At 37.3% G+C, this 16660-nt stretch carries 15 protein-coding genes; 12 read left to right on the forward strand and 3 right to left on the reverse strand.

Annotated features, from left to right (window positions below):
* Positions 1 to 465 precede the first annotated feature (465 nt).
* A complete protein-coding gene (locus V6256_RS09185) occupies positions 466 to 1173 on the forward strand; it encodes a pseudouridine synthase (RefSeq protein WP_341597915.1) in 708 nt (235 codons plus the stop codon).
* A gap of 67 nt (positions 1174 to 1240) precedes the next feature.
* On the opposite strand, the gene V6256_RS09190 is transcribed toward V6256_RS09185, so the two are convergent.
* Positions 1241 to 2164, reverse strand: a complete 924-nt coding sequence (locus tag V6256_RS09190; protein ID WP_341597916.1) for a M14 family metallopeptidase — start codon at positions 2162 to 2164, stop codon at positions 1241 to 1243.
* Positions 2165 to 2263: 99 nt separating this feature from the next.
* On the opposite strand from V6256_RS09190, the gene trhA reads away from it, so the two are divergent.
* The 5 genes from trhA (at position 2264) to V6256_RS09215 (ending at position 7971) form a co-directional block, all read left to right on the forward strand.
* Entirely contained in the window at positions 2264 to 2890 is a 627-nt protein-coding gene (trhA, locus tag V6256_RS09195) for a PAQR family membrane homeostasis protein TrhA (protein ID WP_341597917.1), read from the forward strand.
* A gap of 148 nt (positions 2891 to 3038) precedes the next feature.
* Positions 3039 to 4355 (forward strand): molecular chaperone, encoded by a 1317-nt coding sequence (gene yegD / locus V6256_RS09200; RefSeq protein WP_341597918.1) that lies wholly within the window; start codon positions 3039 to 3041, stop codon positions 4353 to 4355.
* Between the two features lie 498 nt (positions 4356 to 4853).
* A complete protein-coding gene (locus tag V6256_RS09205) occupies positions 4854 to 5852 on the forward strand; it encodes a DctP family TRAP transporter solute-binding subunit (protein WP_341597919.1) in 999 nt (332 codons plus the stop codon).
* Positions 5853 to 5938: 86 nt separating this feature from the next.
* Complete coding sequence (locus V6256_RS09210; RefSeq protein ID WP_341597920.1) at positions 5939 to 6598, forward strand: TRAP transporter small permease; 660 nt, start codon at positions 5939 to 5941, stop codon at positions 6596 to 6598.
* On the forward strand, positions 6598 to 7971 hold the full coding sequence (locus tag V6256_RS09215; protein WP_341597921.1) for a TRAP transporter large permease: 1374 nt from the start codon (positions 6598 to 6600) through the stop codon (positions 7969 to 7971). Before V6256_RS09210 ends, V6256_RS09215 begins: the two co-directional genes overlap by 1 nt.
* A 133-nt stretch (positions 7972 to 8104) precedes the next feature.
* Here V6256_RS09215 and V6256_RS09220 read toward each other — a convergent pair whose 3' ends face one another.
* Complete coding sequence (locus V6256_RS09220; RefSeq protein ID WP_341597922.1) at positions 8105 to 9436, reverse strand: sigma-54-dependent transcriptional regulator; 1332 nt, start codon at positions 9434 to 9436, stop codon at positions 8105 to 8107.
* Entirely contained in the window at positions 9433 to 11274 is a 1842-nt protein-coding gene (locus tag V6256_RS09225; protein WP_341597923.1) for an ATP-binding protein, read from the reverse strand. Before V6256_RS09225 ends, V6256_RS09220 begins: the two co-directional genes overlap by 4 nt.
* Positions 11275 to 11408: 134 nt before the next feature.
* Between V6256_RS09225 and V6256_RS09230 the strand changes: the two genes are divergently transcribed.
* From V6256_RS09230 to V6256_RS09255, 6 genes are all read left to right on the forward strand, one after another.
* The gene (locus tag V6256_RS09230) at positions 11409 to 12716 is read left to right on the forward strand and encodes a DUF711 family protein (protein WP_341597924.1); all 1308 of its coding nucleotides are present in this window, start codon (positions 11409 to 11411) and stop codon (positions 12714 to 12716) included.
* Between the two features lie 12 nt (positions 12717 to 12728).
* Complete coding sequence (locus V6256_RS09235) at positions 12729 to 13325, forward strand: glutathione S-transferase family protein (RefSeq protein ID WP_341597925.1); 597 nt, start codon at positions 12729 to 12731, stop codon at positions 13323 to 13325.
* A gap of 306 nt (positions 13326 to 13631) precedes the next feature.
* Positions 13632 to 14390 carry an amino acid ABC transporter substrate-binding protein gene (locus tag V6256_RS09240; protein ID WP_341597926.1) on the forward strand — a complete coding sequence of 253 codons (759 nt, stop codon included), beginning with the start codon at positions 13632 to 13634 and terminating at the stop codon, positions 14388 to 14390.
* 52 nt (positions 14391 to 14442) lie between these two features.
* Positions 14443 to 15114 carry an amino acid ABC transporter permease gene (locus V6256_RS09245; RefSeq protein ID WP_341597927.1) on the forward strand — a complete coding sequence of 224 codons (672 nt, stop codon included), beginning with the start codon at positions 14443 to 14445 and terminating at the stop codon, positions 15112 to 15114.
* A 2-nt stretch (positions 15115 to 15116) separates the two neighbouring features.
* Positions 15117 to 15857 (forward strand): amino acid ABC transporter ATP-binding protein, encoded by a 741-nt coding sequence (locus V6256_RS09250; RefSeq protein WP_341597928.1) that lies wholly within the window; start codon positions 15117 to 15119, stop codon positions 15855 to 15857.
* Between the two features lie 192 nt (positions 15858 to 16049).
* Complete coding sequence (locus tag V6256_RS09255) at positions 16050 to 16607, forward strand: heme-binding beta-barrel domain-containing protein (RefSeq protein ID WP_341597929.1); 558 nt, start codon at positions 16050 to 16052, stop codon at positions 16605 to 16607.
* Positions 16608 to 16660 lie beyond the last annotated feature (53 nt).

The raw sequence follows: 16660 nt of genomic DNA on the forward strand, positions 1-16660 counted from the left end.
CATACAGGGTTATGATCAGTTGTTAATGTGATACGACATAAACCACTCATACAGTTGAATTACTTTCTCGAAATAGCTTTGCTGCATATTAGTTTACACAATTAGTTTATAGGAATTACTTGTAGAGCCTAGAGCAGCCGTGGCGGGCTTGTATTAGGTTTATTGTTAAACCGAGTGATAACAATAAGCTATTATCACAGATGAATTTGAGGTAGCTGCAAGCATCGTTTTTATTCGTTTGTTTACTTTAAAGATACAAACAATCGATTTTTGTATAAATAACCGTTAACTGTATAAATATACAGTTAACGGTTATTTAGCATAAAAACACAGAGCGGTGTGCTAATGTTACGCGCTAATTAATCATTTAATTTACTGAATAACTTTATTACTTAACCTTATTAATTAACCTTATTAACTAACTTCGTCGAATAAATATTTCGTTGAATCCATGGAACAGAACTGATGCGTTTAGATAAATTTGTTGCTAAAAGTACCACATTAAGCAAACAACAAATACAGCAGAAGATCGCAGAAAATGCAGTGTATGTTAATGGGATTATTATTGAAGACCCAGCTTATCAAGTACATGAAAACAATAAAGTTACACTCAATGGCGAGCAACTTATCGCGCGACCATCTCGTTATCTATTGCTGCATAAACCTGCGAATACCATTTGTTCTAATATTGATGAAGTTTATCCTTCAGTGATGACTCTGTTGAAAACACAGTCAACGTTAGAGAATATTGATCAGCTACATATTGCAGGACGACTAGATGCAGATACCACAGGTTTAGTGTTGATCACAGACGATGGTCGATGGACTTTTAATATTACTTCACCGGCTTACCATTGCCCAAAAGTTTATCGGGTTGGTCTATCAAATCCCTTTAAGGCTGAATTAGTGACTAGGTTTGAACAAGGTATACAGTTACAAGGTGAAAAGCAGCTAACTTTACCTGCTGTTATTGAGCAAATCAGTGAGAAAGAGGTATTACTGACTATTACTCAGGGGAAATTTCATCAAGTTAAACGTATGTTTGCAGCAGTGGGGAATCGGGTTATTAATTTACATCGAGAACAAATTGGTGATCTAAAACTAGATGTTGCATGTGGAGAGTGGCGATTTTTAACGGCAGTAGAAATTGCTTCTTTTACTAGTAAACCGTAAAAGAAACAAAATCTTCATCAGCAAGTTATATAAGTTATTTAATGAGTAACATATTGAAATAAATAGCTTATTGCTGAGCTGCGATTAAATAATCTAAAGCTGCTTCAATTGAGGCAACCTGTGCAAGGTTACAATCTTGATCCGTTGCATGTTCACTGTCAGGATAAACTTCTGTGGTCGTGGTATAGCTTGCATCTGTCATGCCAGCACATAAACCTAAACTCTTTAAGTCATAATAAATAACGCCTTCAGCTTCTGCTTTAGAACCGATTATGTTGCCATTTTGATCAGCAGGGGCGATATGTGTCACTTTTTTCACAGCTTCAATAATAGCTGATTGAAAATCCGCTCGTTTATTTTCTGAGTCGCCTACTACATAAAAACCATCGGGAATACTATCTGCGATAAACTCTTCACCGTCTCTTGCAGCCAATGCAGGTCTAAACTCACTTTCATCGGTATCGGTTGTTTCATGTAAATCAATATGCAGTAACACTTTGCCTGTAAGTTGTTGAACATAGTCCATGGCAAAGGCTGCTTCTTCACTGTCGCTGTTTGCTACAAATGAACGGTTTGGATCAATTGCATGTGGGTTCCAACGTGCTATGTGTTCATAACCCCAAGGGCTGATACAAGGTAGCGCAGCAATATTAAAATGGCTGAGGTATGTTGAGTTGTTTTTTTGTAAAAAAGCAATTAATCCTTGTACGCCGCTGGTTTCATAGCCATGTACGCCGCCCGTGATAATGATCACTGGTTTATTTTCATCCCAATTTTTACTTTTAAAAGCAAATAACGGATAGGCCTCAGGGTTAATACTAAGTGCTGCGTATTGTTGGCATTCGAAATCGTCACTGATGGTAGAAAATTTATCGACGACTTGTTGTTGATATGAACGTGATTTTACCGCGTTATCAAACCATTGTTTTTTTTCCGCTTGATTCCAAACAATTCCTTTTTTACCTATTGGGTAAAACGAGTTCTCGGTCATGACATGTCCTTTTCACATTTATTATTAATTGATTGTAGTGAGTAATGTTAGGTTCTAACATAGTGTCTTATTCTTCGATTTAAATCAAAGAGGCTGATTATGTATAGTGGGGAAAAACTCAATAGCATTTCACATTTGATAGGCACTATTTTAGCATTAATTGGTTTCGGTGTGTTATTAACGCTTGCTATACAAGAGGGGCACTGGAGAATTATTTTAAGTTTTACCGTGTTTGGCCTGACACTCATTATGCTCTACAGCATGTCTACTTTATACCATAGCTTTCGAACCTCCTCCCTTAAACGATGCTTCCAAAAATTAGATCACGCATGCATCTATTTATTGATTGCCGGTAGCTATGGGCCGTACATGTTACTGAGCCTAAAGGGGGATGATGGTCTGTTGATGTTAGCGGTAGTTTGGGCTCTGGCTATTGTTGGGTTGGCGCTCGATTTGTTGGTGAGTAAACGCATTGAATGGTTACAAGTGATAATCTATTTAGCGATGGGCTGGGTCTGTGCTCTAAAATATCCTGCTTTAATGCTTGCCATTCCTGGGCCGGGGATTACTTGGTTAACAATAGGCGGTGTCGCGTACACTGTTGGTGTTATCTTTTATGTATTAGATGATATGAAGCGGCTGAAGCATGCACATGGTATCTGGCATTTCTTTGTGTTGGCGGGGTCTATCAGTCATTTTATTTCAATAGCGTTTTATGTGCGTTAACTTTTATATACGTTAACAACGTGCTCTGTTAATTTGGCTAATTAATATTCAACTATTTTTCTATCAACCTTAATCCTGTATTTGTCACTGGTATTTGTATATCAGTCAGGTATTATCCCGCGCTTGTTTTGTAATGATAGGTGAGATAATGACTTCTGATTTTATTGGAATCGATTTTGGTACAAGTAACTGTGCCGTGGCCGCGTTTGTGAATGATCAACCGACCTTAATTGTTGTCGATGAGAACAGCGACAACCCTTATAAGATAAGGTCAGCTATTTATCTTGCGCATGATGATTCTGGTGATGATAGTCAAGATGCTAAAGATAATGAGCAAACACTGAATGAAATGCTTCAAGCTGGTGAGATTTTGTTTGGTGAGCGTGGATTTAAAGCCTTCATTGAAACACCACACGAAGGACGTTACGTTAATAGCCCTAAAAACTTTTTAGGTGCAAAAATTCCTAAACGTTTATTGGATAGCTTCGAAATACTGGTGGTGCGTTTTCTCTCTTATCTAAAAAAATGTGCCGAAGTTCAATTATCTAAAGTGATCACTAAAGCGGTGATTGCCAGACCAGTAAACTACCATTCGACTATGGGTGAATTGGGTAACAAACAAGCTGAAGCGTTGATGTTACGTGCAGCTAAGAAAGTGGGGTTTGAAGAAGTTGATTTTATTCACGAGCCACTTGCTGCTGCTTACCACTTTGAGCAAAGTATCAGTGAAAAACGCAATGCCATGGTAGTGGATTTGGGCGGTGGTACTTCCGACGTTAGTTTCTGTGAATTAAGTAAAGAAAACGCACAAAAAGTCGATCGCGATCAGGATATTTTTTCTACGGAGGGTATTCGCCAAGGGGGGATTGTTTGTGATAAGTCTTTAGCTAATGGATTGGTTTCACCTTTGTTTGGTCGAGGCGGCCGCACTGACAATGATAAAGCGATTCCTAATATGCTTTATTCTGGTGTTTACGATATTGATAATATTCCATTAATGACAGACTTCTATTCTCCAGCAAGAAATAAGGCCATTAACGAATATATTGTTGAATGTTCAGATCCACTGCCTTTAATGCGTTTACAACGAGTACAGAAGCAACGTTTAACGCATCAATTAATGCATGGTATTGAGCAAGCAAAAATTAACTTAAGTGATAATACTCATGCTCAAATGTCATTGGAGTTTATAGAAAGTACATTGAGTATTGATATTAAACGCGAACAAGTCTCAGAAACTATGGTTAATTGGCTTAATAAAATGTTTGTGATGATTGAGCAATCAATTGCCAACGCTAAAAAACAACCTGAAGTCATCTATTTAACCGGTGGTATGGGTTTATCTCCACTGGTGCAGCAAGCGATTAAAGCGCGTTATCCAGAGGTTGAGTTAACCGTTGCTGATGCATTTAGTTCCGTTGTGTTTGGCGCATTATTAAAAGCAAAGCGTGTTTTTTCATCTTAGAAAATCCAGCTAATCTAGCTTAAAACCTATCTCTCAAAGGCCATCATTGATGGCCTTTTTAATCTTTATCTTCTCCATCGAACTAACAAAGCAAGCCCCAAAGCACTGCCATTTTTTATCCATAACTTATTTTCTGCATTGTTTGTCTCGACTAATGTTTATCTCGAGCAATGTTTGTATCGGATTAACCGGCCTAAGCTAAAATTCAGACAACTAAAGCCCAACTAAAGCCATACTAGAGCTTAATACTTTATTGGCGAACTTCCACACTTTTACCTTTTTTGATGGGTCATTTTCCGCCTATTTGTTTTAAGGTGTTTATTATCTGTGTTTATAGTGAGATTTTAACCTATTGATTTTATTAGGTTGTTAACAGTTTTTTAACATTGGCCCATCTATTGCTCCTAGTACGTTAGATCTAATGATTTCGATTGTTGATTTAAATCGTTATTAAGTAATGGCGCATTTTGCGCATCAATATGTAGATAGGAGTTCAACATGTTTAAAAAACTAACAATGGTTTCTTTATGTAGTGCAGCTTTATTAACCAGTGCTGGTGCTTATGCTAACTGTGATCCAGGAGAGATTGTCATCAAGTTTAGCCATGTAACAAATGCCGATAAACACCCTAAAGGGGTAGCGGCTTCGTTACTTGAAGAGCGTGTTAATGCAGAAATGAACGGCAAGGCATGTATGCAAGTTTTCCCTAATTCAACGCTATATGACGATAACCAAGTATTAGAAGCCTTATTGAATGGTGATGTGCAAATGGCAGCGCCGTCATTATCTAAATTTGAAAAGATCACCAAGAAGTATCGTATTTTTGACCTACCGTTTTTATTCGATGATGTTGCTGCAGTAGACCGTTTCCAGAATTCGGAATCAGGCGATAAATTAAAAAATGCCATGAATCGTAGAGGATTAAAGGGCTTAGAGTTTTGGCATAACGGTATGAAACAACTTTCAGCAAACAAACCATTACTGTTACCTGAAGATGCCAAAGGCTTGAAATTCCGTGTTCAAGCATCGGATGTGTTAGTGGCGCAATTTGAACAGTTAGGCGCAAATCCTCAAAAAATGTCATTTAAGGAAGTGTATGGCGGTCTACAAACTAACGTTATCGATGGTCAAGAAAACACCTGGTCGAATACTTACGGTAAAAAGTTCTTTGAAGTTCAAGATGGTGTGACTGAAAGTAATCATGGCATCTTAGACTACCTAGTTATTACATCGGGTGATTGGTGGGATAACTTACCAACGGATGTACGTGATCAGTTAGCTGGCATATTAAAAAGCGTAACAGAAGAGCGTAACACTGAATCAATGATGGTAAATGAAGAAAATAAACAAAACATTATTAAAGCCGGTGGCGTTGTTCGTACGTTAACACCAGAACAGCGTGAAGCTTGGGTTGTTGCTTTAAAACCAGTCTGGAAGAAATTTGAAAAAGATATTGGTAGTGACTTAATTGAAGCTGCTCAAGCAGCGAATCAGTAACCTTAATCAGTTGCCACTGTCAATGCAGTGGCAATTAAACCTATTGGTGGGACTGATGCAATTTAAAAGAGTCTAGGAGAGGAACAATGGAAAAGGGATTATTTAGCCGGATTGGGAAGATGACCGACTACTTTGAAGAAACGTTAATAGCCGGGTTTTTAGGGGTAATGACCCTGTTAACGTTTGCAAACGTAGTGGTACGTTACGTTTTTAATGACAACATATTATGGGCATTAGAGTTAACTGTCTTTATGTTTGCTTGGATGGTGTTAGTGGGCGCATCTTATGGCGTTAAAAAACACTCTCACATTGGTGTAGATGTGGTTGTTAATATTGCACCAGCGGGTATGAGAAAGGTGTTTGCATTAATTGCCATTGCGTGTTGTTTGTTTTTTTCGATCTCATTGTTAATTGGTTCTTGGAATTATTGGTTACCTTTTATTACTGATAGAGCTTGGTATGAAACGGAAGATATTCCAATGCCTGATATGTTGCAGTTTTTATCCACTTGGTTTAATGAAGGTGAACGATACGAAAGACTACCGCGTTTTATTCCCTACGCAGCTTTACCCATTGGTATGGGCTTAATGACCTTCAGATTTTTACAAATTGCTTGGCTGATTTTAACCAATAAATTAGATCGCATGATCGCGAGCCATGAAGCAGAAGAACAATTAGATGAATTACATAGCGACACTGCGCAAACAACAGACACAGTAGAAATGACAAAAAAGGAGGCTAACTAATGGATATGTTATTACTGTTTATAATGGTTATCATGTTAATGATGGTTGGTGTGCCGATTGCTGTTTCTTTAGGTGCTTCAAGTATTGCTTTTTTGATGGTGCATTCAGAAGCATCGCTTGCGTCTATCGCACAAACATTACTTAATGCATTTACAGGGCATTATACGTTATTAGCGATTCCATTTTTCATTCTCGCGTCGAGTTTTATGGCAACCGGTGGCGTTGCTAAACGGATCATTCGTTTTGCGATTGCTTTAGTGGGGTCACTACGTGGTGGATTAGCGATGGCTTCAGTTGTTGCCTGTATGATGTTTGCAGCATTATCGGGTTCATCACCTGCCACTGTTGTAGCAATTGGTGGAATTGTGATTGCGGGTATGGTTAAAAATGGTTACACCAAAGAGTTTGCAGCCGGTGTAATTTGTAACGCAGGTACGTTGGGTATTCTTATTCCACCGTCTATTGTTATGGTTGTATATGCAGCGGCGACTGATGTGTCAGTTGGACGTATGTTTTTAGGTGGTGTGATTCCTGGGTTATTGGCTGGTTTATTACTGATGCTAGCTATTTACATCTATGCTCGTTATAAGAATATTCCTGCACAACCTTTTGTTGGTTGGAAAGAGGTTTTCCTTGCCGCTAAAGGTGCTGGATGGGGGCTGTTATTAATCGTTATTATCTTAGGCGGTATTTATGGCGGTGTATTTACGCCGACAGAAGCTGCTGCGGTTGCCGCTGTTTATGCCTTCTTTATTTCCAACTTTATTTATAAAGATATGGGCCCGTTATCAGATAAAGAGCCTGCAGCTAAACAAGCGAGACCTTATTTACTCAAAGCAATGCATGTGTTTTGTCATGAAGATACAAGAAAAACCCTTTATGACGCCGGTAAGTTAACTATTATGCTGATGTTTATTGTTGCCAATGCGTTAATCTTAAAACATGTGTTAACTGAAGAAAGAATCCCACAGATGATCACTGAATCAATGTTGTCTGCAGGGCTTGGTCCAATTGAATTTTTAATTGTAGTTAACTTGTTGTTACTTATTGGTGGTCAGTTCATGGAACCATCGGGTTTATTAATTATTGTTGCGCCATTAGTCTTTCCAATTGCCATTGCACTGGGTATTGATCCGATTCACTTAGGTATCATGATGGTGGTTAATATGGAAATTGGCATGATAACCCCTCCAGTAGGATTAAACCTGTTTGTGACGGCGGGGGTGGCGAAACTCTCTATGATGAAAGTGGTTAAAGCATCATTACCTTTAGTGGGTGTGATGTTTATCTTCCTGCTAATCGTGACTTATGTTCCAGCCGTGTCGACTTGGCTTCCGAACATGATGATGGGACCTGAAATGGTCACTAAATAACTAGATAAATCATAAAACAGGCTTAAATATCGTCTTTGTTTAAACACTTAAACCGTTGCAAATTAACTTGTTTGCAACGGTTTTTTATTATCTATTGCTCGCTTAACTAGTATGTATTTTCTTATTGAGCTAGTTAATCTGCTTTGAAGCGTTGTTTCTCAATGGCGTGTTTCTGCATTTTGTCGTAAAGCGTTTTTCTAGGTAATGTTAAGGACTGCATAGTGTCCTTGATGCTGCCATTATTTAAGCTCAGGGCTTGCTCTATTAATGTTTTTTCAAAGGCATCAACTTGCTGCGATAAGCTTAATCCACCATTAACGGCATTCTCTGGTTCGTTTAAATCCGATAAAGAACCAAGCAATATAAAACGTTCAGCGGCATTTCTCAGTTCCCGTACATTACCTGGCCAATCATGACTTAATAGCGCTTGAAGGGAGTGAGCTGGTAAAGCGGGTGCGGCTTTGCCATAACGAGAGGCCGCAACTAACAAAAAGTGATGAAATAATTGTGCGATATCTTCTTTACGATGGCGTAGGGGTGGCAGATCTAAGGTCACCATGTTTAAACGGTAATAGAGATCTTGTCGGAAATTAGGCATTTCTTTTAAATCAACCTTGGTCGCGGCGATAATACGAATATCTAAATCTATCGCTTTATTAGATCCAACTCGTTCAAGACTTCTTTCCTGTAATACTCTTAATAACCTTACTTGCGCTTGCATTGGCATTGATTCTATTTCATCTAGAAAAAGTGTTCCTCCCTGTGCAAACTCAAACTTTCCTATCCGTTGTGAATCCGCCCCTGTGAAAGCGCCTTTTTCATGTCCGTATAATTCACTCTCGATTAAGTTCTCAGGCACTGCACCACAGTTTACGGCGACGAAGTTACTGTCGCTACGTTGACTTTGTTCATGTAGACAGCGAGCAACTAGCTCTTTGCCTGTTCCCGTTTCTCCAAATAATAAAATATCAGCGTGACTGTCTGCGACACGTGCAATCATTTGTTTTAATGTCACAATTGATGGCGTATCGCCAATGATTCTTGGACCTAGTGTATCTTTACTTTTCAAGGCTTTTTTAAGGGCGCGATTTTCCAGTGTAAGTTGTCTTTTTTCTATGGCTTTACGTGTTATCTCAATTAACCTATCTGAAGAAAAAGGCTTTTCAATAAAATCATAAGCGCCAGTTTGTATTGATTCTACGGCCATTGAGATGTCTCCGTGGCCAGTAATTAAGATAACCGGTAAGTCAGGATCCTGTTTCTGTAAGGTATTTAATAATTGTTGTCCTGTTATGCCCGGTAAACGTATATCTGATATAACAACCAGGGGTAACGAGGTCTGCATGGCGATTAAAGCAGATTCTGCATCTTCAAAGAATTCAGCTTCTAAATCAGCCAGTGCAAATGTCTGCTCATTCGCTAAACGCATGTCGTATTCATCATCAATAAAAAAGACTGTACTCATATTTGATCCTGCTGTTTGTTTATGTTGCTATCTTTTTTGCTATAAACCGGCAAGGTAATAGTAAACTGTGCACCAATAGGGGATCTATTTTTTGCACTTAAGGTCCCTTGCATATTATTAATTATTTGTTGTGAGATAGATAACCCTAGGCCTAAGCCAGTTTTTTTTGTGGTAAAAAAAGGATCAAAAAGGCGAGGAAGATCATCTTCATCTATTCCGGTTCCTTGGTCTAAAACTTCTATATAAGCTTGTTTATCTTTGCTGTACATACGTAGCGTTATCAGTTTATCATCTTTGTCTTGCATTGATTGCATTGCATTGGACAGTAAGTTCACGATAATTTGCTCTAGTTGAATCGCTTCTGCTTTAACATAGATGGCTTGTTCAGGCGAGTCGATGTTAAGTTTGGTCTTGTTTTCTTTGAGTTGTGGCTTAAGTAGCTCATAGGCTGCGACAATGACTGGCTGTAATTCCACCACCTGTAATTTACCGTTGGATTTTCGAGCAAATGATTTTAATTGTGCGCTTATTTTTGCCATTCTTTCTGTTAATAAGCTGATCCTTGTTAAGTTACTGCTGACTTGTTGTAGCTTGTCTCTTTCCAGAAATAAGATGGCATTTTCAGCATAGCTGCGTATAGCAGAAAGGGGATTATTTAATTCATGGCTTATGCTGGTGGATAGTTGCCCTAAAACTGCAAGTTTAGCAGATTGGATCAGCTCTTTTTGTGTTGCTCTTAATGCGGCTTCTGCTTTATGCCTTTCTTGTATTTCTGCATGCAACGCCGCTGTCCGACGCATTACGGTAAGTTCTAGTTTCTGTTTTGATTTTATTGCTAGTTGTTGTTGCTCTTTATGTCTGTTACGTTTTTGTTTAAGCAACATATATAAGACATACATTAAAATATATAACAGACTAATAAAGGAAGCCAATAGCAGGATATCAATTAAGATAGGATAAATAGGGGCTACGACTCTCACTGTCCAATGGTTAATATCAGATGTGTTGAATAGTGATAAATGCGTATGCGAGAGACGATTTTTATCTGGAATGCCAACCAAACTATTATTGTTATTTATATCGCCTAAAAGAGGCAAGGTCGGAATTGATTTATCTAAATAACGACGTGTAGCTTTTATATTGCTCAATTGTCGTTTAGACAGAGGCGTTAAGCTATGAAATAACCACTGCTTTTTAGAAGAGATAAAAACGATATTATCGTTATCAGTGACTAGAAAGGCTTGTTGTTTGCCTATCCAGTCTTTTTCTATTGAATGTAGTACCATTTTCACGACCACAACTCCTATCACTTCTGCTGCATAACGCACAGGAGAGGCAAAATAGTAACCTCTTTGTCCTGATGTTGACCCTAATGCAAAGTATTGGGAGTCATTTCCGGCAATGGCTTCTTGGAAATAAGGTCTAAAAGCATAATTATCTCCAATGAATGTATCTTGTTTAGTCCAGTTACTGGCTGCAATGGTATTACCTTGTTTGTCGATCAGGTAAATATCAGATGAATTAACTATTTCATTAATTGATTGTAAATGACGGTTTGTTAAATCTAATTGTGCTGAGTTATCTGAGGATAAAAGGGCATTGATAATAATGCCTTGTCTTGAAAGAAGCTGTGGGACAAACTTAAAATGACCTAGCTCTGTGTTTAGTTGTCTGGTAAAGCGATCTAACTGTTGTTGATTAGTTATTTGTAAATCATTGAGTCCCTTTTCCCATAATAAATGAGTCGCAGCGAACAAAGAGAATAGGTAGGCTAATATTGTGATTAAAAGGCTTTGTTGTTTAAGGCGCTTGTTTATCTTTTTAATTACCCTTTGCATTTTATTGGCCTTTACTGCTTAATGAATGACTATCAATATAACGACTAATTTATAATACTTCGCTTTTTTGAATTGGTAGTTCACTCATATTTTGTGCTTAAAATATTGATTCGCTTCATAAATAATGGAATATATTGATTTGTGATGTAATTACGAATAACGTTAATGCTGATTCGACAGATACAAGTGAGAAGATAATGGAATATCCAGAAATATTATCAGACAAAAACCTGTGTAAAGTACGTACGATTACCACTTTTATTGAATTAGACTTTGATCAAAGTAAGTGGCCTGCTTTAATTAAAAAAGCAAACGCATTTTGCCAAACGTTAGCTCATGACTTTAAAGAAAATGGTTATACGGTTCAGTCTGTGCGGATTGTGACTAATGCTTTTTCTGAATATATTGATACCACCAGTTTAGCCACAGCTCAGCAAGATTTACGGGCATTAAAAAAGCTACTTGATGAAAGCCAACAATCCGGTATCAGGTTTCGTTTTGCCATTGGTGAAGCAACGACAGTTGAACAACTGAGTCTAATACCTGAGCTAATTAAAGAGTTTGGTGATTTATGTAATGTTTGCGTTAATATTGAAAATGACCCATATTCTGTACTTGATGATAGTATGATTCAAGCCGCGACTAAAGCCGTTAATAAAATAAGTCAGATAACACCAAGAGGTGAAGGTAACTTTAATTTTACGGTGAATTTCAATTGTGATCCTTTGATCCCATACTTTCCTGCAAGTTACTCACGCAAAGAAACCAAAAATCAGTTTGTGATTGGCTTAGAAACACCTGATTTATTAGTCGCTGCCTTAAGAAGATTCCATCAAGTTAATCCAGTGTTAGATCATAAACAACAAATGCATGGCTATTTTACCCTGTTATCAGCGCAGCTACAGTTCCATATTGATCAGTTACATACCATTATAAAGGCTAACCATTTACAGCAAGGTTTTGAGTTTGCGGGTGTTGATAGCTCTGCTGCTCCATCAAAAAATTGTGCCAGTATGGCAGATGTTTACACATTATTAGGTGTTGAGCATTTCGGTGCCGCAGGCACGGTCGAAGCTTCTGCATTATTGACGCGCGTATTTAAATCTATCAAAAGAGTCCCGCTGGTGGGCTTCTCTGGTCTAATGCTCGCCTTAACAGAGGACACGGGGTTAGCCCAAGGCAGCCAATTTGGGCATTTTGATATCCGAGTATTGTTAACATACAGCTCAGTGTGCGGTATTGGTCTTGATACCGTGCCTATCCCAGGTGATACAGCCATTGATAAAATTGCCGCTTTAATGCGAGACACAGGGACGATGGCATTTAGGTTAAATAAACCGTTAACAGTTAGATTATTTCCTGTCCCTGGTTTACAAGCAGGGGATTTAACTGCATTTGAAAGCGATGATCTTTGTAATTGTAATGTATTGGCTGTGCCTTAGGAGAAGTAAAAAATGATTATTTATGGTGATAGTCTTTCTGGTAATTGTTATAAAATTAAATTGTTATGTGAATTGTTGAAGCTTGACTATCAATGGATTGAAGTTGATATTCTTGCTGGTGATACTAAAACGTCTGAGTTCTTAGAAAAAAATCCAAATGGCAAAATCCCATTATTGATTACCGATGAGAATGAGGCTATTTCAGAGTCAAATGCTATTCTCTATTATTTAGCTCAACAAACTGCATTTTTCCCAAGTACATTGCTACCGCAAACAAGCTGTTTACAATGGATGTTCTTTGAGCAATACAGTCATGAACCCTATATAGCTGTTGCCCGTTTCATTAATAAATACTTAGGTTGTCCTGCTGATCGTTTATCTGAATACAAAAGTAAGCAAGAAGGTGGCAATAAAGCATTAGCAGTGATGGAAGGGCGATTACAAAAAACGCCATTTTTGGTCGGTGACACACTTACTATTGCAGATATATCATTATTTGCTTATACGCATGTTGCTGAAGAAGGTGGTTTTAGTCTAAGTCAATATCCTGCAATCCAAGCTTGGATAAACAGCATAAAAAGTCAGGAAAACTATATTAATATTGGTTAAGCTATCAACCAACCTTATTAAAAATTTCTAATATATAACCTTATATTATAACTTTTTGTAAGGACTTTTATTTTCGTAAATGTTTTAATGCGTGCTTTCATTTTAAATGAGTTAAATCAAGCATTTGAAATGACCATAAATAATGGAAGATCCTGTTATTTAGTATCAAGGATTAAAACACTATAAGAAGGTAACTTTTCTATGTAACCAAGCATTATTTCTTGTTATATATTAGAGATTTAACTTTCTTAACCCATTACAACATAAATCATTTTTGTGTCACATTTATTAAATTATAGGAATCTTATGAAAACATTTATAAAAAAAGCGGCAGTTGCACTACTTGCTGCAAGTACATTTTTATCTGCAGCATCTTATGCACAGCAAGAAGTAAAAGTCGGTATGTCAGGTGGTTACTTCCCATTTACTTTCTCTAAAAAAGATGTGTTACAGGGTTACGAAGTTGACGTATGGAACGAAATTGCAAAACGTTCTGATTATAAGGTTGAATTTGTTACATCAAGTTTTTCAGGTTTATTCGGCATGTTAGATGCTGGACATATCGATACGATTGCCAATCAAATTACTATTACGGATGCTCGTTTAGCTAAATATGCATTCTCTACTCCGTACGTTATTGATGGCGTACAGATCACTGTTCGTAAAGGCCGTGACGATATCGAAAGCTTTGAAGATCTTAAAGGTAAAAAAGTACTAGTTAACTTAGGTAGTAACTTTGAAGCAGTGCTGCGTAAGTACGATGCAAACAATGAGATAAACATTGTGACACTTGATTCTAATATTGAGCAAGATGTTGCCTTAGGACGTGCCGATGCATTTGTGATGGATCGTGTATCAGCAACACAATTAATTAAAGAAGCGGGTTTACCTTTACAACTTGCAGGCGAACCGTTTGAAGAAATTAAAAACGCAATGCCTTTCGTGAACAAGCCTTCACAACTTGAGATTCGTGACCAAGTAAATGTTGCATTAGCAGCGATGCGTGAAGATGGTACGTTAGAAGCAATTTCTAAGAAGTGGTTTGGTGTAGATATCACTAAGTAGCACCACAGTATAATAAAGTAAACAAAAATCTATAAACCTAAAGAGTCGTTTTATGCACAGTTCCTTTGATCTTCAATATGTTCTTGAATTAATGCCCATTTTACTAAAGTATCTTGGGGTAACAATGCAAATGGCACTTTGGGGTTTTTTGTTTGCTTTAATGCTAGCGTTATTTTTAGCATTGGTAAAAGTATTTAAAATACCTTTTATACACCACCTTGCGTCATTATTTATTTCATTTTTTCGCGGTACACCGTTATTAGTGCAATTATTTTTGTTGTATTACGGACTCCCACAATTCTTACCTTTTTTAATCGGTATGGATGCCTTTACCGCTGCAGTGATTGGTTTAACATTACACTTCTCTGCGTATATGGCGGAAAGTATGCGCGCAGCTATCTTAGGCATTGATAAATCTCAAATGGAAGCATGCTTAAGTTTAGGTATGACACGTTTACAAGCAATGAGACGTGTGATTCTTCCGCAAGCTTCACGTGTTGCGACGCCATCATTGATGAATTACTTCATTGATATGATAAAAAGTACTTCTTTAGCCTTTACCTTGGGTGTGGCTGAAATTATGGCGAAAGCACAGATGGAAGCATCTTCTAGCTTTAAGTTTTTTGAAAGTTACATGGCAGTTGCTGTTGTTTATTGGGTTGTTGTTATCATCTTTACCCGTATACAAAATATGTTAGAAAAAAAATTAAATGAGGCGTATTAACGATGATCAAAGTATCTAAACTGAGTAAAAAATTTGGTGATCTAGCCGTTTTAAAAGATATTAACCTGCAATTAAATAAAGGCGATATCGTTGTTATTATCGGGCCTTCTGGTACAGGTAAGTCGACGTTATTACGTTGCCTTAATTATTTAGAGGCCCCAACAACTGGGGTGATAGAAATTGGTGATGTTGTAATAGATGCAGTGTCACACACGCAAAAGCAAGTAACTGCTTTGCGTAAACAAAGTAGTTTTGTATTTCAAAATTATTCTTTATTTGCCAATAAAACAGCATTAGAAAATGTTGCTGAAAGTTTAATTACTGTTTGGAAAGTGCCAAAACAGGAAGCACTGTCAACAGCAAAGGCTATATTAACTAAAGTTGGACTGGGTGATAAATTAGATGTTTATCCATCACAGCTCTCTGGCGGTCAGCAACAACGTGTTGGTATAGCAAGATCGATGGCAGCAAAAGGAGAGGTTATTTTATTTGATGAACCGACCTCTGCATTGGATCCGGAGTGGGTTGATGAAGTACTAGCTGTAATGAAACAACTGGCAATCGAAAAACAAACAATGATTGTAGTTACACATGAAATGCAGTTTGCTAAAGAAGTGGCTGACCATGTGATATTCATGGAAGGGGGCTATATCATTGAGCAAGGTCCACCTAAACAAATTTTCGAAAATCCTGAACATGAAAGAACACAAGCTTTTGTGAAAAGAGCATTAAAGCAGCATTAATTTAAAATATAGTGGGTAAAAGACTGACTAAATGAGTCTTTTACCTTTCTTGTTTATTACAATCTTCTATTTTCATATCATCTTAAAAATACACTGTTTTTTTAGTTATTTATGTTCAACTAAACCTACCAAATACCTTATATTTTTATATAATACTGCGTTCAAAACCCCCTCAATAATAAGGCAATTCTAATGCAAGATGAAAAGATATTTGATTATGGACCATTGACCGGTTTAATTGGTACTTGGGAAGGCAATAAAGGTAAAGATTTAGCGCCTGAGCCTGATGGAACTGAGATTAATGAATACCATGAAACTATTATTTTTACACCTGCTTGCGATTTAGATAATGCTGAAGAAGAAAAACTTTCTGCAGTGCATTATGTACAAAAGGTACAAAGAATTTCTACTCAGAAAGTTATTCACCAAGAAACAGGTTACTGGTTATGGAAGAATGGTACTGATCAAGTGATTCATTCTTTAACTATTCCGCGTGGTTTATGTGTACTTGCTGGCGGAACGGTTGCTGAAAAGGGCAAGAAAACAGTTTTTGACGTGGAGGCTAGCTCAGAAGATAAAGAATGGTTTATCAGTCAAACTGATTTTTTACAAAAGAAAGCAAAAACTAAAACTTATGTACAAAAACTAATTCTTGATGGCGACACATTAAAATATTCTCAAACAATGGGATTAGATATTTACGGGCGAGAATTTGATCATACCGATAATAATATATTGAAACGAAAATAGGTTATACCAATTATATTAAATAAGTGATCTAAATTTTGCGCAGAAAAAATGAC

Origin of the sequence: Psychromonas aquatilis, from assembly GCF_038155185.1 — a bacterium.
GTDB lineage: Bacteria > Pseudomonadota > Gammaproteobacteria > Enterobacterales > Psychromonadaceae > Psychromonas > Psychromonas aquatilis.